Here is a 24,557-nt window from a genome sequence, read left to right as displayed (position 1 = left end):
ATATCTACTTTCCTCTAGATAGAGCAGATATCTGGGAAAAGTCTCTGACAAATTTTCGACTATCTATATAAGAGTGAAATTTTCATCTCCTCAGAGAACTGGCAAAAATTTCAAACTTCAGTAAATCTCAATTTTCCTCAACTTTCGGCGGATACTTTTCCAACACTTCTCGCAAATATTTCCCAGTATAAGACTGAAAATTCTCTGCCACCTCTTCCGGCGTTCCACAAACAATAATTTCTCCTCCTTTATCTCCTCCTTCCGGACCTAAATCTATTGCCCAGTCGGCGCAACGAATCACATCTAAATTATGCTCAATCACTACAATGGAATTTCCTTTATCTACCAATCTTTGCAAAACATTCAATAACTGATGAACATCATAAAATGATAAACCAGTAGTCGGTTCATCTATTAAATAAATAGTTTTTCCCGTCGCTCGCCGAGACAATTCAGAAGCCAATTTTACTCGTTGAGCTTCCCCACCAGAAAGAGTCGGTGCAGGCTGACCTAATTTCACATAACCTAATCCCACATCTACCAAAGTTTGTAATCGACTCGCCGCCCTTGGAATATTTTTAAATACTTCCAAACCTTCCTCCACAGTCATATCCAAAACATCAGCAATTGACTTATCTTTATATCTCACTTGCAAAGTTTCTCTACTATATCTTGCACCCTTACAAACTTCACATTGCACATAAACATCTGGCAGAAAATTCATTTCAATTACATTCACGCCTTGTCCGCTACAAGCTTCACATCTGCCACCTTTGACATTAAAGGAAAATTGCCCTGGTTTATAACCTCTAGCTTTTGCTTCGATAGTCTCGGCAAATATTCCTCTAATTACATCAAACACTCCTGTATAAGTTGCTGGATTGGAACGGGGAGTTCTGCCAATAGGTGATTGGTCGATTACGATTACTTTGTCTATTGCTTTTAATCCTTTGATTTTTTCTAAGTCTTTGGGAAAGGGAATATTACGACTGAGATGATTTTGCAAAGCTGGATAAAGTAATTCGTTCATCAAGGTGGATTTTCCTGAACCAGAAACGCCAGTAATACAGACAAGTTTTCCTAAAGGAATTTCTATATCTATATTTTTGAGATTGTTTCGATGACAATTTTTCAGTAGTAGAGACTTGCCATTTCCTGCTCTTCTTTCGGATGGGGTGGCAATAAATTTTTTGCCGGATAAATAAGCACCTGTTAGTGACTCTTCTGTTGCTAATAATGTCTGAAAATTTCCCTGAGAAATTATTCGCCCGCCATGCACTCCTGCTCCGGAACCTATATCAATAATATGGTCGGCAGTTCTAATAGTTTCTTCGTCATGTTCTACAACTATTAATGTATTTCCTAAGTCGCGAAGTTTGGTTAAAGTTTGCAAGAGGCGATTGTTATCTCTCTGATGTAAACCGATACTTGGTTCGTCTAAAACGTAGAGAACTCCTGTTAAGCCAGAACCGATTTGTGTTGCTAATCTAATTCTTTGTGCTTCTCCTCCAGAAAGTGTCATTGTTGCTCGGTCTAATGTTAGATAATCTAAGCCAACATCCAAAAGAAAATTTAGTCTGGCTCGGATTTCTCTCAATACTAATTCTGCTATTTTTGCCTGGCGATCGCTCAGTTGTAAGTTATTGATTTTTTCTAGACATTCTCGAATTGAAACTTCTGTAAAGTCGATAATTTTATATTGCCCGACTTCTACGGAAAGTGCTTCTGGCTTTAATCTTTTTCCTTGACAAGTTTCGCAGGTTTGATTGACTAAGTATTGTTCTAATTTTTGTTTGATTAAATCTGAACCAGTTTCCTCATATTGCTTTGCCAAAGTCGGGATAACTCCAGGGTAGTAACGATAATCTCCTTCTCCATTTTTCGTTTCCATCCAGATAGGTTCGTCGCTACCTTCAAGCACTAACTTTTGTTCTTTCTTGCTCAATTTATTCCAGGGAGTTTCTATCTCAAAGTCATAAGCTTCAGCCAAACTATAAAGAAGAGAAAAATAATAGGGATTTTCCTTATTCGACCAGGGAGCGATCGCTGAATATAAAGGTGCATTAGGGTCGGGTACTATTAACTCCGGGGAAAATTGCTTCAAACTACCCAAGCCGTGACAGGTCGGGCAAGCACCATAGGGGGAGTTGAAAGAAAAGAGCCGCGGCGACAATTCCTCCATCACCGCTCCATGTTCCGGACAGGCAAAATTTTCCGAAAAGACTATTTGAGTCTGAGACTTTTCCATTTCTACTTCTAGTTCCTGACTGGAATTAGCCGAATTATTCCCAGATTTAGAATTAGCTGAAGTTGCCATTTTTTCTGGATTTAGATTATACTTATTTTTTGTAGGCACTGCCCCTATTTTTACTGATGTGTTATTTAATACGTCAATTAAAGCAATTCCAGTAGATTGACGTAGACAAGTATTCAAAGAATCTGCTAAACGCTCCTCTATCCCAGGCTTTTTGATAAGTCTGTCAATCACTACTTCTATAGTATGAGTATAATTTTTATCTAAATTGATGTTTTCAGCAATTTCTACAACCTCTCCATCAACCCTCAAACGAACAAATCCTTGAGCAGCTAAACTAGACAAAAGTTTCTTATGAGTCCCCTTTTTGCCTCGAACCACGGGAGCTAAGATATGAAATTTCGTGCGGTCTGGAAGAGCCATAATTCTGTCGCACATTTCATCAATAGTTTGGGGAGCAATATTATGGTGGCAAATTGGGCAATGGGGTTCTCCTGCTCTACCAAATAGTAATCTCAGATAGTCGTAAATTTCTGTGACGGTGCCGACTGTGGAGCGAGGATTATGGGATGTGGATTTTTGGTCGATGGAAATGGCAGGGCTTAATCCTTCGATGGAGTCTACGTCTGGTTTGTCGAGCTGTCCGAGAAATTGTCGGGCATAGGCACTCAGGGATTCGACGTAGCGACGTTGCCCTTCGGCGAAAATTGTGTCGAAGGCGAGGGAGGATTTGCCAGAGCCAGAGACTCCTGTAAACACAATGAGGCGATCGCGTGGGAGTTCTAGGTCGATGTTTTTGAGGTTATGTTGTCTGGCACCTCTGATGCGGATGGTATTTTCAGGAGTGGTCATTTCAGTTATCAGTTATCAGTTATCAGTTATCAATTATCGGTTATCAGCAAAATTTGTAGTGCCATGACACACCTAAATCAGTTATCAGTTATCGGAAAATTAGTCGTGCCAAAGGATTTTTCGGAATCTTCCACAGGAGCAATGCCAGAGATATTTTCATTCTGTGAAGCATTCATATAGAACTCAATTCCGCTTTCCTATAGAATGCTAATCTCAAAAAATGGTGTGCCATGTCAGTCCAACTGCGAAAACGACAATTTAACGTCAAAGAATATAACAAAATGCCTGAAGTAGGCATCCTGAAAGAAGATGAGCGAGTAGAACTAATAAGAGGAGAAATTCTCAAAATGTCCCCAGTAGGTTGTCACCATGCAGCTTGTGTAAATCGTTTAAATAAATTATTTTCTCAAAAGTTAGACGATCTAACTCTAGTCAGCGTTCAAAACCCTGTTGAATTAGATGATTATTCTGAACCATGACCAGATATAGCTTTGTTAGAACCAAAAGCAGATTTTTATTAATCAGGACATCCCCAGTCTCAGGATTTATTTTTGGTAATTGAAGTGGCAGATAGTACGATTCAATTCGACCGTGAAGTTAAAGTTCCTCTTGATGCAGAAAATAATGTAATTGAGGTTTGGTTGGTAGATATTAATGAGGAATGTTTGGAGGTTTATTGACAACCTATTGGTAGTGGTTATAAACAAGTACAAAAGTTAGAGCGTTGTGAAAAATTTTTTACCAAAGTGTGACTTGCTGGAATTTGATTTACTAAATCTTCAAACTTAAACTTATAATCTTCATCCAATAACCTATCAACTTCCACATTCCTAGTTCCCGTCAACAAACAAATTAAAGTCGCCCCCAAACTATATAAATCAGAAGCATTACTCAAAGGTAGATTAAACATTTCCTCCGGTGGCATAAATCCTGGAGTTCCCGCTGCAATACTACTTAAAGCCAACTCCTCACCTCGCAATCTTGCCAAACCAAAATCCACCAAATAAACCTACAAATTTTCATCCACTAAAATATTCTCCGGTTTAATATCCCGATGAATTATTGGAGGTTGAAAATTTTGCAAATATACCAAAATTCCCAAAACTGAAATAGCAATTTGTTTCACTTCTTCAGGAGTAAAAATATGCCTTTCTGCCAAAGATGGAGCATGAATATATTCTGTTACCAAACAAAACCCATACTCAGTTTCAAAAGAATTTAAATAATAAGGAATTTGAGAATGTTTTAATTGTTTGAGAGCTGAAATTTCCCGTTGATAATTCTTAAAAGCTGATCAACTTCCATCAGCAAGAGCAAATCTAAATTCCTTAATTACAACCTGTCGATTTGAAGTGATAGAGGAAGCTAAATATGTAATCCTTCCACCTTGTAAATTACGCCCTAGTTCTTGACTAATTTGATAACCGTAATTAGTAAAATCTGGAAAATTTTTCATATTCTGTGACTGACTTTTTTTCAAGCAATTAAACAAGTGGTTTTGCCAAGGTGGCCGAGGAATATTGCTTTTGTCATAGGAAACAATTTTAATCTGACAAAATTAACCTATTTCATTGCAAAAATATAGTAACTTGCATAGATATTTTGTTATTACTCCTGCAACTTTAGTTTGTTCTTTAATTATGCAGACAATTTGATGACTTATTACTATTCCTAGTAAGCTTCTTTGAGCATTAGTATTTTCTCTTGATTCTATATGTTTTAAATTAATTGAGTATATTTACTATTAGATCGAATAATTTTTTCTGGTGGGGAATGATTCATTAGAAGGTGAGCTAAGTTCAAAGGTTAGAGTTGTAATAGTTACCATTTCTGTGTTTGATTTACCCAATTGCCCAAGCAACTAAATATCTAATAATGAAATTAATCTCTTCTCTATTATTCCCATCCATTACTCAAAAACTACAAGAATTTTTATTCTGTGAACCTCTCTAGAAAAATTGTCTATTTTTTCTAGCGATCGTCTCAACCTTGCCTAGCAATATCCGTCCCTATTGTACCCAAAATTTCCACTCCACGAAATTCACTGATTTTCTCAGCTATCAAAAATACAAAAATTACAAAAATCAAAAATTATAGATCACCGCCAAATTTCTCGCATCGTTAAATTAATATCTTTTCCATTATTGCCACCTATAATTCCTCACCACTAAAAATGTCATCCCGTGAAGCTTCTAAAAAATCGGCGCGCGGAAGGATTTCTCATTGCATCCTCAAAAAAATTGTGATAGTATTAAATTAGTGGGGGTTGTTTGCCCCTAATCATGACTTTTTATTCAACTAAAAAAAGTAAGGTTAGGATATTAAGAGATTGTAGCGATCGCGAAGCGTGGCATCAGCCGTATCGTCAACAGCAGATAAAACTCCTAGAAAGAGCAGAACATAAAGGTTCACTTAAAACCAGAGAAAAATCATTCTGTGAAGCATCTAAAAAACAAAGATGTGGTTGTTTTGTAGCGATCGCCTCAACCCTGCCAAACAATATCGCTCCCTACTCTTCCCACAATTTCCACTCCACGAAATTAACTCATCTTCTCAGCCATAAAAAATCAAATAAATATCACCACCAAATTTCTCAAATTATCAATCAAATCAATATCTATTCGATAATTCCCACCTAACCTGATAACTCCTCACCACAAAAATTATCATTCTGTGAAGCTCCAAAAAAACGGCAAAAATTACCATTGCATCCCCAAAAAAATTTTGATACTATTAACTTATTAGGAGTCGTTTGCACCTAAGTATGACTATTTATTCAACTAAAAATCCAATCCTTAAATATTCGATAAACTAATCAGATTTTAGCAACTAACCATTACTAAGCAATTAAAGCGATCGCCAATTCATACCTGCGATTAACCTCCGGCCAATTAACAACATTCCACCAAGCATTCAAATAATCACCGCGACGATTTTGATACTTCAAATAATAAGCGTGTTCCCAAACATCATTACCCATAATCGGATAATCCCCAGTCAAAAAAGGACTATCTTGATTAGGAGTGCTAGTAACCTTTAACTTTCCGCCTTTACCCAAAACCAACCAAACCCAACCACTACCAAAACGACCACCACCAGCAGCATTAAACTTTTGCTTAAAACTATCAAAATTACCAAAACTTTCATTAATAGCAGCAGCTATTTTTCCTTCAGGTTCACCCCCACCATTAGGAGTCATAATTTCCCAAAACATCTTATGATTAACATAACTACCACCATTGTTTTGTACAGCAGTACGAATATCCTCCGGTAAAGTATTCAAACTACGCAATAAATCTTCTGCATTTTTTTCTTTAAGTTCAGGATACTTAGCGATCGCTCCATTCAAATTTTTAATATAACCAGCATAATGTTTATCATGGTGAAACTGCATAGTTTCTTGATCGATATAAGGTTCCAATGCATCATATTCATAAGGTAGAGGTGTTAGTTTAAAAACCCCAGAGTTTTCCACTGATTTAGTATCATTTATTGAAGTAGAAGGAGTTACGGATGAAGAAGAATGATCTGTTGATGTTTGGCAAGCACTTAGAACCATAGATCCTAAAGTTGCACTCTTTAAGATTAAGAATTTGCGTCGATTAATGTTCATTATTAGTTTTTCATAAAAATAGTTTATATAAAATATATTAACAGCCATAGCACCCGATATAGAAATCTAAAAATTATTTCGAGTATTTTGTGTTGGGAAATAAATTATTTATGAGATACAATTTTTTTTATTTCATGTTTTTTGTACCTCCAAGCAGATATGTTATTGCGTAAACTTTCCAGATTTACTCTCATATCAGAGAGTGTTTATAAACTAAAGATTAAGACGGCCAGAGTACTTAATATTCGGTGGGTTATGGCGGAAAGTTAAATTTTGTTACGATTCATAGTTATTGTCGCCTAACCCACCCTACGCCTGGATTTAATATTCCTTTTACAAACAGTCTCTCATACCCGGTTGAATACTTAATCAATAACTACGGAGCAGTCAGGAGTCAGGAGGAAAGAATAAGGAAGTTTTTTATTACTAATTAAACGGACATTATATCATCTCTAATTTTCAACTTACTTTGGCGTAAGTTGATGATTTAAAAAGCCAGGAATTAATGATATTTTTTAATCTTTATACCTCATAATTTTAACAGCAATAGACTTTTGGCAAAACAAATCAAAATTATTGAGAGGGGACAGAGAATTACATTGAAGAAGGAGGCAGGAGACAGGAGGAAAATTACTTATGGATTCTAACCCCAAGTAATTTTGAACACCCTGTAGACGGTGGGGTATTAAACCCACAAAGAAAATGATAATTTTAGCTGTGGGATTTCCGGAAAAACATATTATACTTTGGTCAAAGCAACTTCTGTTTAATTTTTTTTTCGACCTCAATAAATCCTTGGATTTATACTTTGCTGGAAGGAAGGCAGAGGGTAAAAGGCGCTTATGTTTAAAGGTTTATTCCAATGCTGACTTAATTCTATACACAAACCATGCTACCGGAGATGATATAACAAACACTTATCAGTCTTGGTATTAGTTAATTATCTTCTTGAAAATAAGAAGTAATTGTTAATTATTTAAACTTCTGCTTTCCTGCTCAAAAAAATAAAATAAAGAGAAAAATTATTACTTTATTTTAGCGAAAAAAAATCTGCATTTTTTCTTATAGTTCCTGTTTTTTTATTTAATAATATATAATATTGTATTGATTGGAAATTATTCTAGTTCATCAGTTACTAAACGCCTCAGAATTTCCGTAACTTCGGCTGCCATCCGTGCATCTATTTCTACTGCTTCTTTGTCAAAATCTCCTAAAGCTCTTGCTGCCCGCAAAGTCATCGCCATAGACCTAACTTTTTGCTGATATTCAAACTGTATAAAACAAGTATAAGTAAGTTCTGTACGTTTGCGACTGCTACTATATCCAAAACCTAATTTAGATAGAATAACAGGATATTTAATACTATCTTGAATACCCAATTTTTCCAGAGCCACATCAACATAACGAGCAGTATCTTTACCAGCATTACGAATAAAAGGTTGCAAATTTTCCCAAGACATTCCTGGCAGTTTTGCCGATTCTGGTAAATGATAATAGTAACCAACCATTGACATAATTCTAGTTAAATCATAAGTAGCGACAGTATTTTCTCCAGGTTGTTCTGCTCGCTTTTTACTTTCCGATACTGCACTTAATAATACCCGGTCGTCTTGTGTTATTTGGGGAGAAAAAATAAACGGTTCCTCACCATATAAACCTTGAAATTCCGTATGATTATTACCTGTGATTTCCTTGAGCCATGATTCTAAATCTACATAAATCTGAAAACATTTAAACATTGCAGCTAAAGCATTAGAACCACCAATTTTTTTTCCATAAGTAAAAATATCTTCTACAACTTCATTAAAGTCTAAAAAATTTCCATCTCCGCAGATTTTGCATTTATTAATATCTCCATTAATAGAACAAATAACATTTAAGATTGCGATAATTTTAGTAGAACTCCAATATTGACATTTATCCAAAGAATTTCTGCCTAACCAACGAGATTTCAACGGTCCGCCAGCAGTACCAACTAGACAAATACAAGCCTCTTTAATATCAGGATGAATAAAACTAAGAGCCTGTTCATCAATATCAGGAAGTTCGCCAACATTAGGAAAAGTTTTTGCTCCTGGGATTGCTAAATTAGGCAGCCTAGTTAAATGTTCTGGATAATTTTCTACCTGGTTTTGATAGGGAGAATTTTTAATGCCTTTATCCAGAAAAGCTAGTTTATAACTGTTAAAACCAGCCTCAGCTTTTAAGAAATCATTATATACTTTTTCTCTGTCTATTGCCAGTAATAAAGTCAATGCTTCTTTTTGACCAAAAGAGGCAAAAAACTCTGCCACTATATTTAGAATTTTATCGTTGATATTTTCCATAATTTTAGTTGGTTAAAATATAGATACACGGATAAAGAAGTTATTTTCTTTGCTACTACTATTATATTTGTTAATATTGGTAAGTCATCGGATAATTTTACCGGATTTAGTGGGAGTTTGATATTTTTGAAGGCGAAAACTGAAATAGGATTAGTAACGGATGATAGCCAAAAGTTAGTTTATTTGATTTTAGAACCTTTGATAGAAGTAGATGTGATCGCCTTTCAAGCATTACTTGTGCAAGATAATATCAAAAAACGGGATTTATTAAGATTAAAAAATGGTAGTGTAATTGAATATTATTTACCGAAAAATTGTGGTTTAAAGCCTCCCCTTTTAAGGGGATAATAAATAAAAATTTTCATGATTAGTCAATCATCTTCTTTTCAAGGAGAGGTAATTATTAATTATTAATTATTAATTAGTAATTATTAATTATTGAAAGCCTCAAAAGTTAACAGGTAAAATTGTCGTTCAGGTCTGGAGTTTTCGAGATGTAAGGGAATAAGGTTGTTGGTTGATTGGGTTTGAATAAATTCTAGTTTACTCCGTTAATCTCCTGTTTTACTGGGGGGTTTTTTTTTGCCTGGCCTCTGATAGCAATCGCACCGATGAGTATTCTATCTCACGAAGAGGCCAATGCTTTTACTGGTCACTTATTTGTGCCATCCTGCACTAGTTTTCAGGGGTATGTTTTTTTGAATAATTAATATTAACTGGCGTGCTAATTATCAAAAATGTCATTCCGCCTGTGTTAATTACTTAATAATTGAAGTTTTACCTAAGTTAAACATTCTTTTTTCACCCTTGGTATAATATCATTGATTGGTAGTTTTAGATTGGGACATAAATAAGAATAAATAGGCTCTAGCAAATAATATTTTTGCCGTTGATAAATACTATTTACTAACTGATTTACCCTAAAAGTAAGTTATTTTGGATTACCGATAAATTACAAATTACTCATCAAACAACTAAATATTTTAGCCTTTCAATTTCAGACAAAATTTAATATTATTATAGCCCATTGTCTTAGCAAGTTTAGCACAATATTTCTAGAAATCATTGCTTTGAATTAGTTTGTTAAATGCTATATTTTTTGACAAAGATCAAAAATAATGGTATCAACATCTGAAAATATAGAGGAAATGACTAATGAAAATTGGATTTTTAGGAACGGGTTTAATGGGTCTGCCAATAGCTCAAAAATTGTTAGAAGCTAATCATATTGTAACTGCTTATAATCGTACTCAATCAAAATTAGAACCTTTCGAAAATGCAGGTGCTAAAATTGCTAATTCTCCGGCTGAAGCTATTCAAAATTCTGAATGTTTAATTTTGATGTTGACAAATTATACGGCTATTAAAGATGTACTTTTATCTGATAGTTCAAAAGCGGAATTATCGGGTCGAACAGTAATTCAAATGGGAACTATTTCTCCTACTGAAAGTAAACAAATTAGAGATGAAGTTGTTGCTTGTGGCGGTGAATATTTAGAAGCTCCTGTTTTAGGCAGTATTCCTCAAGTAAAATCTGGTAGTTTAATTGTGATGGTGGGAGCTTCCCCAGAACAATATGAAAAATGGTGTGGTTTATTAAAGATATTTAGTCCCGAACCATTACATATTGGTGCGGTAGGTAGTGGTGCTGCAATTAAGTTGGCAATGAATCAATTAATTGGTTCTTTAACAACTGCTTTTGCTCTGAGTTTAGGGTTGATAGTTCGGGAAGGAATAGACGTAGATTTGTTTATGCAAATTGTTCGGGACAGCGCTTTATATGCTCCAACATTTGATAAAAAATTACAACGAATGTTAGACATAAATTATGAAAATCCTAATTTTCCAGCTAAACATTTATTGAAGGATACGAACATATTTATTAATGCGGCAGAATCAGTAGGACTTGATGTGAGTATTCAAGAAGGAGTGCGTAAAGTTTTGGGGAAAACTATTGAACTAGGATTGTCAAATGTGGATTATTCTGCTTTATTTTCGGCAGTTAATCCAGAGAATTAGAATATTTTCTCTTTTGATCGGCACGTTCTTCTAAAATGATAAAAAAAAATTACTCCTAATTGTGGTGTTGCTGATTTGATGTATGAAATTCAATTAGTGGTAAGTTTTCACACCATTTTTAGTTGAATAAAAAGTCATGCATACGGGCGAACACTAGCCAATAATAAAATCGTATCATGATTTTTTTGGCGATGCAAGGGGAAAAGCCTTGCCTTTTTTAGAGCTTCACAAGATGATAATTTCTGGATTTGTGAATATGTAATATCGATCTTTTGATGGGGTGAAAATTTTTCCGGCCGTTAGTTCTTTATTTGAGTGCTTCACAGGATGATAATTTTTCTGGTGCTTTGATGATGTGAGTATCTCTATATATTCAGTGACAATGTGCTGTTTTTTGGTTGAATAAAAAGTCATGCGTACGGGAAAACACCCACGGCAAACGCATCTTATTTTGCCATTCCCTATATGTAGTGTTTATTTGATTTTATAGACACTATATGTTGAAAGTCTATTGTCAACAAGCGCAATAAAACCCGGTTTATTGATAATTACCCCTAGTTTATTGACGAGATGCGTTTGCCCTGGGCGAACACCACCCAATAATAAAATCGTATCATGATTTTTTTGGCGATGCAAGGGGAAAAGCCTTGCCGTTTTTTAGAGCTTCACAAAATGATAGTTTCTGGGTTTGTGAATATAGCGATCGCTTCTACATGAATAATATTGATACTGTTGATGGGGTGAAACATTTTCCAATCGTTACTTTTCCAGCAAAGTGCTTCACAGGATGATAATTTTTCTGGTGCTTTGATGGTGCGAGTATCTCTTCTATATATATTCAGTAACGATATGCTGTTTTTTAGTTGAATAAAAAGTCATATATATGGGCGAACAACACCTAATAACAAAATCGTATCATGATTTTTTTGGCGATGCAAGGAGAAATATAGCAATGTGCGCTGGCATATTTACACATTATTTTTTGTACACCTTTTCGCTTACTGCACTTTGAGCTGGACATTGTAAATACCTGAGCGCTCATTGCTATACCTTGCCGTTTTTTTTGGAGCTTCACAGGATGCAGATTAATCATCCGTGTATCCGTGGCCAAATCCTTGTCTGGCAACGTTGCTTAAATGTAATGGTAAGTAGCTAAAAGTAATTTCAGTTATCAGTTAGCCTTCTCCGGAGGAGCTACGCTTTTTCCTATCGGATGCAATACTAACTCCTGTGAAATCATAAATTTATTCAGCAACACCTTAATTTTGTTGTCCCAAAATCTGATTTCGATCGCTAGCTCCCAAACCCAACCTATTACCATTAATCTGAGGAGTAATCACAGCAGGTACTTCAGTAACTCCCCAAAGACTTACCAATTGCTGTAAAAACTTATCCTGCTCCACCCGTGTTGCTTCCCAGTAGGGACTTCGGTTAATCATCGTAAACCAAACCAAACCCTCTTCACGGGTAGGAATAACTCCAGCTAAAGCAATCACATCATTGAGAGTACCAGTTTTCACCGCCGAACCCTGGGGAATACTCCTAGACTGGTCTACTAAAGTTCCTCGGTCATAACCAGATACCGGAAATAAGTCAGCAATAACCCACTCAGAAGTTTGAAGATACCGTTGAATAGCTATTAACATTGCACTCACAGCTCTTGGAGAAATTTTATTTTCTACTCCCAACCCAGAACCATTAATTAACTGAATTTCTGCTTGAGGCACTCCCGCAGTCCAGGCAGCTTTTTGTTGAACAACTTTTGCTCCACCCAAATTACTAGCTATTATTTCAGCCAACTTATTATTACTTTCTACATTCATAGTTTTGAGAATATAGATAAGTGGCAAAGACTTGTGTCGAATAATTGGAATTTCTGTAGATACAGATTTTTGGGATATTACAGAACCAGCGATCGCTACTTTTGGCAGAGGTGTTCCTGGTGGCATTCGGTTGTAGATATTTCTCACATTATTAGACCAAGTGGCTGAATTGATACCTTCTCGCAATAATTGGCCTGCAACTATGGGATTAGTCTGATGGTTCATCCAGAAATCACCCACTACAATCAAATTACCTGTGACTTGATTAATTCCCAATTTTTGGATGGCGTTACCCAGGGCGATCGCTTCTTCCCAGACAAAATATGGGTCATTACCGCCATTTATTACCAAATCTCCTCGCAATATTCCATTTGTAATTGGTCCTGTGGTGCTGATGGAGGTTTCAAATTGATGTTGAGGTCCCCAAGTTTCTAGGGCAGCTAAAGATGTGGCGATTTTTGTTAAGGAAGCACCAGGCATCGGAAGTGTACCTTCGCGGCCATGCAAAAGTTTAAATTCTGACTGTATCCATATACCCTGAGCATCGGAAGTTAGTAATCTCTTGGCTGCCAAACCTTTCAAGTATTCATCTACTTTTATAGTTAATATTCGATCGGAATTTTCAGGTGAAATTAATTGAGGTAAACCTGTTTGCCATTTGAGTATGGTTACAGTATTTTGCCCAATAGTTTGTATGCCTGCCATTTCTAGCCACAGAGATATAATTCCATAGCTGAACAAATCCCACATAACTCAATTCAATTTTTTTTCAAGTTTTTCTATAGCAGGGAACAGGGAACAGGGAACAGTGGTAAAAGCTTTTCTCTGTCTCAGGTTCATCATCAATCTCTGTCCTAACTAACTTTTTCCTTGCTATATCATAGTGGACTTCAATCATATATATCCTACATTCCGCACTTCATCATACAAAGATTATGTTTTTAGGGGATAGAAAGCAGAAAATTGATTGTTCAGGAGCTTGTCTAATTCTTTAATCAAAAAAGGAAAATATATTTATTACTGTTTTGTCATACGCAATAGTAAGACATCAAACACCTGGCAATGATTAACTTGGAGTTTCCTACTGAGGAGGCAGAAAATTTATTGCTTGGGAGCTGGTGTAATTATGGAATCAAAAATAGAAAATATATTTATTACTGTTTTGTCATACGCAATAGTAAGACATCAAACACCTGGCAATGATTAACTTGGAGTTTCCTACTGAGGAGGCAGAAAATTTATTGCTTGGGAGCTGGTGTAATTATGGAATCAAAAATAGAAAATATATTCATTACTGTTTTGCCATACGCAACAGTAAGACATCAAACACCTGGCAATGATTAACTTGGAGTTTCCTACTGAGGAGGCAGAAAATTTATTGCTTGGGAGCTGGTGTAATTATGGAATCAAAAATAGAAAATTTATTCATTATTGTTTTGCCATACGCAACAGTAAGACATCAAACACCTGGCAATGATTAACTTGGAGTTTCCTACTGAGGAGGCAGAAAATTTATTGCTTGGGAGCTGGTGTAATTATGGAATCAAAAATAGAAAATATATTCATTACTGTTTTGCCATACACAACAGTAAGACATCAAACACCTGGCAATCATGAATTTAAATACTCCTATTGAGGAAGCAGATTATTCATTACTGTTTTGATATACACAACAGTAAGGTATCAAACCTTTGCCAATCATGAATTTGGAATTTCTTACTCCGGAAACATAAAATTAATTGCTCAGGAGCTGGTGTAATTATTGAATCAAAAACAGAAAATATATTCATTACTGTTTTGACATACGCAACAGTAAGACATCATTATTTGCTAAACTTGTTTATTGAATATGCTAAGTTCTGAAAATGAGCAAAATTTCTATAGGGAAAGCCGCAGAACTACTTGGAGTAGCAGAAAGTACTCTAAGAAGATGGGAACGTGAAGGCAAAATCCAATCAGAAAGAACCAAAAATGGACATCGCCGATATGATGTGACCACTCTTCTTGGACTAAGAGCTGGAGAACGTAAAACTATTGGTTATGCCTGCATTTCTAATTCTGAGCAAACAGCCGATTTAAATACACAAATTATGGTACTAGAAGCCTACTGTAATAATCAGGGTTGGCTAGTAGAAATTATCCGAGATTTAGGCTCTGGAATCAATTATAGAAAACGGGGGTTAGTAAGATTAATAAAAATGATCTGCTCAGAAAAAGTAGAGCGTTTAGTTTTAACAAATAAAGACCGTTTAGTAAGATTTGGTTCGGAACTAATTTTTACAATTTGTGAGATTTTTGGCACAGAAATAGTGATTATTAATCACTTGTCTGAATCCACAGAAGAAGAAGATTTGGGTACAGATATCTTAGAAATAATCAAAGTTTTTAGTGCTAGGTTATATGGTAGCCGTAGCCAAAAGAATAAAAAAATAGTCGAAAAATTGCAAGAGGCAGCCAATCAAATAAATTGATATTTATTAAGTCAAAAATTATCTGTAATTTAAGATATCTGTCAATGGATTCGGAAGGCTGTATCTTTTGTGTGTTTATAGAAAATATTTTTTTGCTGTTATAAATTGAATTAATGCCCGAGAGAGTAATTTTTCAAAAGTCACTAATTTAAAAAGCTTTTCCTGACGGAATGCTCCGCAAACAGGTGCCTAATTATATGCACAAATTTTTCGGCTGATAGATGATAGCTGATAGCTAATAGCTGATAGCTATTAAAAGTAAATAAAGATCAATTAACTGATAAAATCTTGAAGGCTTCTCTAACTTGGATCAATGGGAATAACACCTACACGAATCGCAATAGATGCTATGGGTGGGGACTACGCCCCATCACAAATTGTTGAGGGAGCAATACAAGCACAAGAAACTCATGGTGTAAAAGTATTGTTAGTTGGCGACCCTCAGAAAATCAAAGCCTGTATTAATCACAAGTCAAATCAACCTCTGCCAGAAATAGTCCCTGCGGAGGAAATTGTGGAAATGCACGAAGAACCTTTGACTGCTATTAGACGTAAGTCCAAAGCATCAATTAATGTGGCGATGAACTTAGTCAAGCAAAAAGAGGCTGATGCTGTGGTATCTGCAGGTCATTCAGGAGCAGCCATGGCCTCCGCATTACTACGTTTGGGACGACTATCAGGAATCGATCGCCCTGCAATTGGGGCAGTTTTGCCAACTATGGTTCCCAAAAAACCAGTACTGATTCTTGATGTTGGTGCGAATGTAGACTGCCGTCCTAAATTTTTAGAGCAGTTTGCAGTTATGGGGACAATTTATAGCGAATATGTTCTGGGGACTACTGAACCAAAAGTGGGTCTACTGAATATTGGGGAAGAACCATCAAAAGGAAATGATTTATCAGTCAGGACTCATCAAATACTGCAAGAAAATAATCAAATTAAGTTTATTGGTAATGCAGAAGGTCGGGATGTTTTATCTGGCAGTTTTGATGTGATAGTCTGTGACGGTTTTGCCGGAAATGTTTTATTAAAATTTGCTGAGGCAGTGGGTGATGCTGTATTGCAAATGATGAAAGAAGAATTAACGCCAGGACTGAGTGGAAAAATAGGTACTGCAATATTACGACCTAATTTAAAACGAATGAAGCAAAGAATAGACCATGTAGAACATGGAGGTGGATTACTATTAGGAGTAGGAGGAATTTGTATTATTAGTCATGGTTCTTCTAAAGCTATAGCTATATCTAATGCAATTCGTTCAGCAAGAGATGCAGTAGAAAATAAAGTAATTGAACGAATTAATTCTAACTATGTACCAGAAAATCACAAATCAATAGTCAGCAATCAGTAATTTTTCTAGATATTTTAGACTGATTCACTGTAATTAGAAGCTACCCAAATTATTGAACAAAAAAAATTAGTAGATAGAATCAATCATAAATTTCAAATAAGTCAAAAAATAGCAAAATTTGAAATAGGTAAATTCAGAGTAAATAGCCTTTAAGAATGGTTAGTAGAAACAATTAACAATTAACAATGAATAATTAACAATTACCTCTCCTTGAAAACATAGGATTGACTCAAAGGAAAATTTTTTCTTTTCTCTTAGTCCATTGGATATGGCGAAGAGACCCGCTCTTAACAGAGCCGCTCCGCTAACGCCATCCCACTCTACTGGAAGCTCCGCTAACGAGAGCTTTTCCCCTTTAAAGGAGAGGTTTTAAACTTTAATTATTCGGTCATTAGTAACGATCAAACCAATAAGAGCTTAAAAACTGACAGATGACAAATATCGGTATTGCCATTACAGGAAGCGGTTCAGCTACGCCAAAAGTATCCCTAAATAACCAACAGTTATCCCAAATAGTAGAGACTTCTGACGAATGGATCGGCACTCGTACAGGGATTCGTAATCGACGACTGGCAGATACAACAGAATCATTATGTACCCTCGCGACTAAAGCATCTCTAGCAGCGATCGCCCAAGCTAATATTACTTCCGCAGATATTGACTTAATAATTTTGGCCACATCTACTCCAGATGATTTATTTGGCACTGCCAGTCAAATTCAAGCAGAATTGGGTGCCCAGAAAGCAGTGGCCTTTGATATGACTGCAGCTTGTTCTGGTTTTGTATTTGGTCTAGTCACAGGAGCACAATTTATCCGTACAGGAGTGTATCAGAATGTTTTGCTGATTGGGGCAGATGTTTTATCCCGATGGGTAGACTGGGGAGATAGAAGTACTTGTGTGTTATTTGGAGATGGCGCTGGTGCTGTGGTTTTGCAAGCTTCAGAACAAGACCGACTCTTTGGGTTTGAACTTCGCAGTGATGGTAGTCAAAATAACTGTCTAAATCTTTCTTATCAACCCCAAGCAAAACAAATAATTGAGGGAGTAACTGTTAGTCAAGGTACTTATCAACCAATCACTATGAATGGGAAAGAAGTCTATCGTTTTGCGGTTCAAAAAGTTCCGGAAGTGATAGAAAAAGCTTTATTTAAAGCTAATATGAGTACTGAGAAAATTGACTGGTTATTATTACATCAAGCTAACCAAAGAATTCTTGATTCTGTTGCTAGTAGACTCAAAATTCCCTTAGAAAAAGTTATTAGTAATCTCGGAAATTATGGTAATACTTCTGCTGCTTCTATACCTATAGCTTTAGATGAAGCTGTTAGAGAGGGTAAAGTTAAACCGGGAGATATTATTGCTGCCTCTGGTTTTGGAGCAGGGTTAACTTGGGGAGCAGCAATTTTTGAGTGGGGAATTTCAAAAATTAATAATTAATAATTAATAATTAATAATAATTACCGAAAAATTGTGGTTTAAAGCCTCCCCTTTTAAGGGGATAAAAAAAAGAGTATTCCTTATGTCAAGCCTCTTGCTTTAGCTAGAGTTACTGATAACTGATAACTGATAACTGATAACTGAAATGACCTCTCCTTTAAAACGGAATTGATTGACTAATCATGAAAATTTTTATTCTCTTGGTCGATTGGATATGGCGAGGGAACCCGCTCTTTAGAAAGTCGCTCCGAATTAGGGAATAGGGAATAGGGGAAATAATTGATTATTTATCTGCAATAATTGATTGGATTTTTTATTAAACAGGGAGTAGGGAATAGGGAATAGGAGGAAAAGTCTTACGTTATCTGAGCTTTAAACTTTTTAACTATCAAGCAACTTTCCTTCGACTACTATATAATTTCAAGGCTAAATAGCTGACAACTTTTAGACATAAATAATAGGCAAAATTTTAATATCAAAATGACAAAAACAGCATGGGTGTTTCCGGGACAAGGTTCTCAAAAAATTGGTATGGGAATAGATTTGTTAGACTTGTCTTCTGCTAAAGCAAAATTTGAGCAAGCTCACGAAATTTTAGGTTGGTCTATAACAGAAATTTGTAAAACTCAAGAAGAAAAATTATCTCAAACTCTTTATACTCAACCCTGTTTATATGTAGTAGAAAGTTTATTAGCAGATGAAATGTTGGCTAATTCTTTTCAACCAGACATTGTTGCAGGTCATAGTTTAGGAGAATATGTTGCTCTCTACGTCGCTGGGGTATTTAATTTTGAGACAGGACTAACATTAGTTAAAAAACGTGCCGAATTTATGAATAATGCCACAGGTGGACAGATGGCAGCTTTAATGGGATTCGATCAAAAACAGCTTGAAGAAGAACTTCAGCAAACCGCAGATGTTGTTCTCGCAAATGATAATAATTCAGCTCAAGTTGTAATATCTGGTACACCAGAAGCAGTCGAAACTTTACTCAGTAAAATTAAGGTTAAACGTGTAGTGAAGTTAAATGTTTCTGGGGCGTTTCATTCTCACTTAATGGAGTCGGCATCTACAGAATTTCAACAAATATTAGAATCAGTAAAATTTGCTGATGCAAAAATTCCCATAATTTCCAATTTTGAGCCAATTGCTACTACAGATGCAGTGACAATAAAACAACGTCTGGATAGACAAATGACAAATGGCGTGCGGTGGCGCGAAACATCTTTACAGATGCAAAAAGAAGAAGTAGAAAAAGTCATAGAAATTGGTCCGGGGAAAGTTCTCACAGGTATAATTAAACGAACTTGCCCAGATTTTAAATTAGCAAATGTAAGTAGTTTAAAGGATATTAAAGTTAAAGTTGAAAGTTAAAAGTAAAAAGCTAAAGAATAGCCTTGATTTTTTGATTATTTCTAGTCAAAAATTTAGGTAGATAGTTTGATATTATTTTTGAATTGATCATAAGTAAAAAAATTAGGCTTTTTGGATAGCAATGAGAATCGTCAAACCCTATGAATTTTCAGACTAATATAAAAATCTTATTTGAATTGCGGGTAAAAATATCTTTGAATTTAGGGAATACCGGAGCTGGAGAATAGGGGGAAAAGTTTCAGAGTTTTTATATATCCTTAGATTTTTTACATATCATTTGGGATTTCTATATAACAATCCTATTTGACTTGTGAGATATCCTCAACTGTTAGGGAATAGGGAAGAGGCAATGGAAAACACCGAAGCAATAAATCAAATTATCAGGAAGGATTTAGGATTTCTATAACTATAAATTATTAGGTTATATCCTACTTGGATTACTGATAAATACCTAGTCATAAATCAAATTAATTTTGAGACTAGGAGTCAGGAAGGAGATAGGAGAGTCTATTATTTTGCGACTTATGGAAGTAAAATAATTTTGGAAAATTTACTTCGTGCAGTGTATTTTACCTTTAATCTTACTTATAGTCATTCCAGTTAAGATTGAGACAAGAGTTTCTTACCTTGAAAGAGTTTCAGCTAAAAAAGTGTTACAGTCTTATTCAGAATGACTATATCTATAAAAAAATATCTATTTGCTGTTTATCTGATTTTCCCGATAATACCAATTTGATAAATATTTGCTACAAATAACTAGGTTATTTCTTAGGAGTTGCCGAATCAAAATGAATAGCTTTGATACCATTTATTAGGTCGGAATTTATCTTTGTTAGTCCAAGGGAAATCTCTTGCACATGTCTTTTAACTGCCCTGATTATTCGTAAATTTTTTTTCCAAAATAGAATAATATTTTGATCGGGGTTAACTGTAGATCGAGACAGACAAGTTAATAAATTTTATAATTCTGTGCAGTCTCACATAAAATTGATATAACACCTGACACCTAATTCTGTGTAGACTCATCTAAAATTGGTATTATTCTATCTAAATTATGTGTCAGGTGTTATATCAATTTTATGTGAGACTGCACAGAATTATAAAATTTATATAACACCTGACACCTAATTCTGTGTAGACTCATCTAAAATTGGTATTATTCTATCTAAATTATGTCAGTAATAAAATACTTATTCCTAAGTAAGCAAAAGAATATCTCCGAAATCGCCTAATCCTACTTATTCAGACTAAAATTATAGAATAGAAACAAAAGGCACAAAAATTTATAGGTAGGTATTGGCGATCTATGACTTCATCAATAATCCTATCCAAATTGTACTTAGTATAACTATCAAACCAAGCTAAACAATCATGGCTAAAAATAATGCACCACCAGTAATTTTTTTTATACTATTATTTTTCCTACTAGCTGGAGGAGGATACTGGTTTTTATTAAATCAAAATCGACCAGATACTAACAACAATATTGTTAATAATCCATCAAAAAAATTAAGCATCCCTGAACCAGCTAATCAAATAGTCTCTAACCTAGATACATCTCTACCAAATCCCAATATATTAGCAATGGATGGTAGTGTGACGATGGTTAAATTAATCAAACTGATGGAAAATGCTTATGAACAAAAATATCCTAATATTCCCATCACTTATGGAGTACCTGAAGGTAGACCAAATGGTTCTAATCAAGGCATCAAAAATTTACTAGAAAATCGAGTACAAATAGCAGCAATATCTCGTACATTACGACCAGAAGAAAGCTCTCAATCAAACATTAAATTAATTCCTATTGCCAAAGATGCTTTAGCAGTAGTAGTCGGAATTAATAATCCCTACAAAGGAAGCTTAACATTAGACCAACTCAAAGATATTTATCAGGGAAAAATAATCAATTGGTCAGAAGTTGGTGGTGATGATTTGCCGATAAAAGTTATCAACCGTTCTCCCAAAAGTGGCAGCTACAATTTCTTTCAAGATGTTGTCTTATTAGGAGAATCTTTTCTTCCAGATAGTTCAAACTTTATTACATATCAAAGAGATGTCACAACTCCAATTTTACGAGAATTGAACAATAATGGAATTAGCTATACCACAGTAGCTCAGGCAAAAAATCAAACCACCGTTAGAATCATGCCAATAAACGACATTTCACCTGTAGATAAAACTACTCCTAATAATGACAATTATCCTCTGAATCGTAGTGTATTTTTAGCAGTACCAAATCAAACAAGTTTAGCAGTAAAAAATTTTCTAGAATTAGCTTGATCAACCAAAGGTCAACAACTTGTACAACAGGCAGATTTTATACCTTTAGATTGAAGAAGGCAAAAGGCAGAAGGGAAAATTGCTGATGGATAGTCTTGACACACCACTCCGTTTCTTATACCCCCAAACAATTTTAAGCACCGCAAGTGACGATGGGGGTATTAAACTCGCAAAAGAAAAGATAACGTAGTTCCAACCTTATGAGGCAAGCTGAAAGCTGTTTGCGCAGCATTCCGCAGGAAATGCTTAACCTTCTGCAGCAAAAAAACTGATATAGCAAGGAACGAGTTGGTGTTTGACTTATGTTGATGATGAATATTAAGACAGAGAAATTATTTTCCCACTTTTACCTGTTGCCTGTTGCCTGTTGCCTGTTCCCTGTTCCCTGCTATAGGTTATGATGATGAACTAACTTAACCTAAAATCAAGGTCATATCTTGTGGCTAGAAATCGTGAACCAGTCGAGAATTTAATTCTTTATCGCTTATTAAAATGGTCAGTAATAGTTCCTATACTTAAGTTTTATTTTCGGAATAATGTTTATGGTACAGAAAATGTTCCACAACAAGGGCCATTCGTCGTAGTTAGTAATCATGCCAGTGACTTAGACCCTCCAATAGTTTCTGTTTGTATGAAAAGACCTGTTGCTTATATGGCAAAAGAGGAATTATTTGAAGTACCTATTTTGAAGCAGATTATTACATTATACGGAGCATATCCAGTTAAAAGAGGATCGGCAGATCGAAGTGCTATTCGTTCAGCACTCAATAGTTTGGAGCAGGGGTGGGCAGTAGGTATCTTTTTACAAGGGACTAGGACTTCTGATGGTAAAATTACAGAACCAAAATTGGGGGCGACTTTAATTGCGGCAAAGGCAAAAGTACCATTATTACCAGTTTCTATCTACGGTACCCATGCAGTGAAACGTCAAGGTTTGATAGCTAATTCTGTACCAATAACTGTCAGAATTGGAGAACTTATACCACCTCCAGAGTCAACCAAGAAACAAGAGCTAGAATTAATAAGTCAAAAATGTGCAGACATAATTAACAAAATGCACGATTTAGGACGTTAAGATATTTAGTTAAAAAACAAATGCAGGATATTAGAGAACAATTGGCCGAAAACTTGGATGTAGCTGAATGGAATTGGTTAGTACCCCATGTAAAACGTGATGCTGTAGTAATTGTCGGCCAAAATTTAGATATATTAGATGTAGGAGTAGCGATCGCTTCTGATAATACATCTTCTGTGCAAGACTGGATTAGCCGAGAACTTATTTATAAGCCCTCAGCCGAACAATTGTCAATTTGGAATAGTAATGATAGTAAAAAATTTAATGCTTTGATAGTACAACCTTTTGTTTTAGTACAAGAATCTGATGCTACTCAAGAAGATAATGGAGCTACCAGTCCTGCACCAGTATAACCAGTAGTCACCCATAAAATTGCTCTAATGCCATCTCTAATAACTTTTTCAATGGGTTCGGGCGATCGCCCAGAAGGTACAGGCATTGGCTTAAAATTAATGCCCCTACTACCCAAAACAATTTCCCCGATAACTTGGGCACGAAGCATATGGTCATCAGAAGTAACTAAATAAACACTTGTGATACCGTGGGATTTTAACTTATCTACCATTGTTGTAAAATTAGTTACAGTATCTACGGCATCGTAATCTAAATGTAAGCGAGTTTGCGAAATACCACTCCTAGAAAATAACCAGTCGGCATATTCTGGGTTAGTGCCAGAAGACACCCAAATATCTAGCTGCGGATGTTGACGAGCAAATTCTGCAGCAAAAACTTCTCTCTCTATCGCCCCACCAAGTACAAATAAAGCTTGAGGTGTTTCTAAACTACCTGCAAACTGTTGATAACTAATCCAAAAAGTTAATATAAGTCCTAGTAGAAACCAGAAAATGCGGGAAATCTTCAATTCTTTGTATAATTTTTTACTTGAAATAACCCTCAACACCATATCTTTCACATAAAAAACCATCTGTAGTGTTACAGATGGAATTAGATTCTATCAAATAAATATTCAGATAGTATTATTTACCATCCGGAGTAGACAATTATGGCGTTACGCGTAAGTCAGAACTCAGAAGTTAGAAGTCAGAAGGCGCAAATTAATCCCTGGCTGAGTTTGAGTGTTTATAATTGCGCTAACCTATTTCCATAGTGCTATACAAAAGATTTTTTGAATAAATAACAATTTCTGGTGTTCGTGAATTTAGCTATGATTTTTTTGCTGAGGGGTTAGGGAATAGGTAGAGGCGTTGCATGGAACAGCAGCCTATTCAAGGCCAAAAATACATTATAGGAGAGTTTTGGACTTCTCTATAATATTAATTAAAATCGGAGCGGCGGGATTTGAACCCACGACCCCCACTACCCCAAAGTGGTGCGCTACCAAGCTGCGCTACGCCCCGACAACCATTAATATACTATAACATCATATTACACTTTTGCAATTAATTATTATATTTTGAGAAAGATATTTTTTATACATTTATGATAGTTATAGCAGTCGAAGAAAAGGCCGCAGACATATCAAAAGCCTAAAACTCAGATAACGCAAGATTTTTCTATCTTTCCCCTTACCGAATAATTAAGGTTTAAGGCCTCTCCTTTAAAGGAGAAACAAGAAAAAACTTTCCTTTGAGTCAATCCTATCCGTTTTCAAGGAGAGGTAATATCAAATCCGGTAGCATCGGAGTAATTAAACCTGAATTTTCGGCCACCAATGG

At 35.4% G+C, this 24,557-nt stretch carries 17 protein-coding genes, 1 tRNA gene and 2 pseudogenes; 12 read left to right on the top strand and 8 right to left on the bottom strand.

The features are described 5' to 3' along the window. Positions 1-127 precede the first annotated feature (127 nt). Positions 128-3,106 (bottom strand): excinuclease ABC subunit UvrA, encoded by a 2,979-nt coding sequence (uvrA, locus tag D5R40_RS18995; RefSeq protein ID WP_124155050.1) that lies wholly within the window; start codon positions 3,104-3,106, stop codon positions 128-130. Between the two features lie 230 nt (positions 3,107-3,336). Between uvrA and D5R40_RS39820 the strand changes: the two are divergent. Beyond that, positions 3,337-3,786: pseudogene (locus D5R40_RS39820) on the top strand (Uma2 family endonuclease). 17 nt (positions 3,787-3,803) lie between these two features. Here the strand turns inward: D5R40_RS39820 and D5R40_RS18980 are convergent. Beyond that, positions 3,804-4,379, bottom strand: a pseudogene (locus D5R40_RS18980) (serine/threonine protein kinase); the annotation flags it as partial. A 21-nt stretch (positions 4,380-4,400) separates the two neighbouring features. Further along, the gene (locus tag D5R40_RS39815; RefSeq protein WP_240039118.1) at positions 4,401-4,562 is read right to left on the bottom strand and encodes a hypothetical protein; all 162 of its coding nucleotides are present in this window, start codon (positions 4,560-4,562) and stop codon (positions 4,401-4,403) included. Positions 4,563-5,388: 826 nt separating this feature from the next. Here D5R40_RS39815 and D5R40_RS18975 point away from each other — a divergent pair. Continuing rightward, on the top strand, positions 5,389-5,745 hold the full coding sequence (locus D5R40_RS18975; RefSeq protein ID WP_124146522.1) for a hypothetical protein: 357 nt from the start codon (positions 5,389-5,391) through the stop codon (positions 5,743-5,745). Positions 5,746-5,945: 200 nt separating this feature from the next. Here D5R40_RS18975 and D5R40_RS18970 read toward each other — a convergent pair whose 3' ends face one another. Both D5R40_RS18970 and D5R40_RS18965 read right to left on the bottom strand, forming a co-directional pair. Then, positions 5,946-6,719, bottom strand: a complete 774-nt coding sequence (locus D5R40_RS18970) for a superoxide dismutase (RefSeq protein ID WP_124146521.1) — start codon at positions 6,717-6,719, stop codon at positions 5,946-5,948. A gap of 1,115 nt (positions 6,720-7,834) precedes the next feature. After that, a complete protein-coding gene (locus D5R40_RS18965) occupies positions 7,835-9,046 on the bottom strand; it encodes a hypothetical protein (protein ID WP_205127486.1) in 1,212 nt (403 codons plus the stop codon). Positions 9,047-9,172: 126 nt separating this feature from the next. Between D5R40_RS18965 and D5R40_RS18960 the strand changes: the two genes are divergently transcribed. The 3 genes from D5R40_RS18960 to D5R40_RS35565 all read left to right on the top strand — a co-directional run bounded on the left by D5R40_RS18960 (position 9,173) and on the right by D5R40_RS35565 (position 11,856). Further along, on the top strand, positions 9,173-9,394 hold the full coding sequence (locus D5R40_RS18960) for a hypothetical protein (RefSeq protein ID WP_124146520.1): 222 nt from the start codon (positions 9,173-9,175) through the stop codon (positions 9,392-9,394). Between the two features lie 807 nt (positions 9,395-10,201). Next, positions 10,202-11,065, top strand: a complete 864-nt coding sequence (locus D5R40_RS18955; protein ID WP_124146519.1) for an NAD(P)-dependent oxidoreductase — start codon at positions 10,202-10,204, stop codon at positions 11,063-11,065. Between the two features lie 647 nt (positions 11,066-11,712). Next, positions 11,713-11,856, top strand: a complete 144-nt coding sequence (locus tag D5R40_RS35565) for a hypothetical protein (protein ID WP_161564655.1) — start codon at positions 11,713-11,715, stop codon at positions 11,854-11,856. Between the two features lie 468 nt (positions 11,857-12,324). On the opposite strand, the gene D5R40_RS18950 is transcribed toward D5R40_RS35565, so the two are convergent. Then, positions 12,325-13,638: a D-alanyl-D-alanine carboxypeptidase gene (locus tag D5R40_RS18950; RefSeq protein ID WP_124146518.1), complete on the bottom strand. Its 1,314-nt coding sequence runs from the start codon at positions 13,636-13,638 to the stop codon at positions 12,325-12,327. Between the two features lie 1,115 nt (positions 13,639-14,753). Here D5R40_RS18950 and D5R40_RS18945 point away from each other — a divergent pair. From D5R40_RS18945 to D5R40_RS18915, 7 genes are all read left to right on the top strand, one after another. After that, on the top strand, positions 14,754-15,359 hold the full coding sequence (locus D5R40_RS18945; RefSeq protein ID WP_124146517.1) for an IS607 family transposase: 606 nt from the start codon (positions 14,754-14,756) through the stop codon (positions 15,357-15,359). Positions 15,360-15,672: 313 nt separating this feature from the next. Next, complete coding sequence (plsX, locus tag D5R40_RS18940; protein WP_124146516.1) at positions 15,673-16,710, top strand: phosphate acyltransferase PlsX; 1,038 nt, start codon at positions 15,673-15,675, stop codon at positions 16,708-16,710. Between the two features lie 431 nt (positions 16,711-17,141). Beyond that, a complete protein-coding gene (locus tag D5R40_RS18935; protein ID WP_124146515.1) occupies positions 17,142-18,149 on the top strand; it encodes a beta-ketoacyl-ACP synthase III in 1,008 nt (335 codons plus the stop codon). A gap of 480 nt (positions 18,150-18,629) precedes the next feature. Then, on the top strand, positions 18,630-19,523 hold the full coding sequence (gene fabD, locus D5R40_RS18930; protein ID WP_124146514.1) for an ACP S-malonyltransferase: 894 nt from the start codon (positions 18,630-18,632) through the stop codon (positions 19,521-19,523). 1,371 nt (positions 19,524-20,894) lie between these two features. Continuing rightward, positions 20,895-21,806, top strand: a complete 912-nt coding sequence (locus D5R40_RS18925; protein WP_124146513.1) for a substrate-binding domain-containing protein — start codon at positions 20,895-20,897, stop codon at positions 21,804-21,806. A gap of 439 nt (positions 21,807-22,245) precedes the next feature. Further along, on the top strand, positions 22,246-22,881 hold the full coding sequence (locus tag D5R40_RS18920; RefSeq protein WP_124146512.1) for a lysophospholipid acyltransferase family protein: 636 nt from the start codon (positions 22,246-22,248) through the stop codon (positions 22,879-22,881). Between the two features lie 20 nt (positions 22,882-22,901). After that, on the top strand, positions 22,902-23,234 hold the full coding sequence (locus D5R40_RS18915) for a DUF2288 domain-containing protein (protein WP_124146511.1): 333 nt from the start codon (positions 22,902-22,904) through the stop codon (positions 23,232-23,234). Here the strand turns inward: D5R40_RS18915 and D5R40_RS18910 are convergent. Both D5R40_RS18910 and D5R40_RS18905 read right to left on the bottom strand, forming a co-directional pair. Next, positions 23,195-23,785, bottom strand: a complete 591-nt coding sequence (locus D5R40_RS18910; protein WP_124146525.1) for a YdcF family protein — start codon at positions 23,783-23,785, stop codon at positions 23,195-23,197. The genes D5R40_RS18915 and D5R40_RS18910 overlap by 40 nt on opposite strands. A gap of 380 nt (positions 23,786-24,165) precedes the next feature. Continuing rightward, positions 24,166-24,239: transfer RNA gene (locus tag D5R40_RS18905), tRNA-Pro, on the bottom strand. Between the last annotated feature and the right edge of the window lie 318 nt (positions 24,240-24,557).

This window comes from Okeania hirsuta (genome assembly GCF_003838195.1).
Classification (GTDB): Bacteria; Cyanobacteriota; Cyanobacteriia; order Cyanobacteriales; family Microcoleaceae; genus Okeania; species Okeania hirsuta.
Note: the sequence above shows the minus strand (reverse complement) of the source record. Positions and strands in the feature narration are given on the sequence as shown.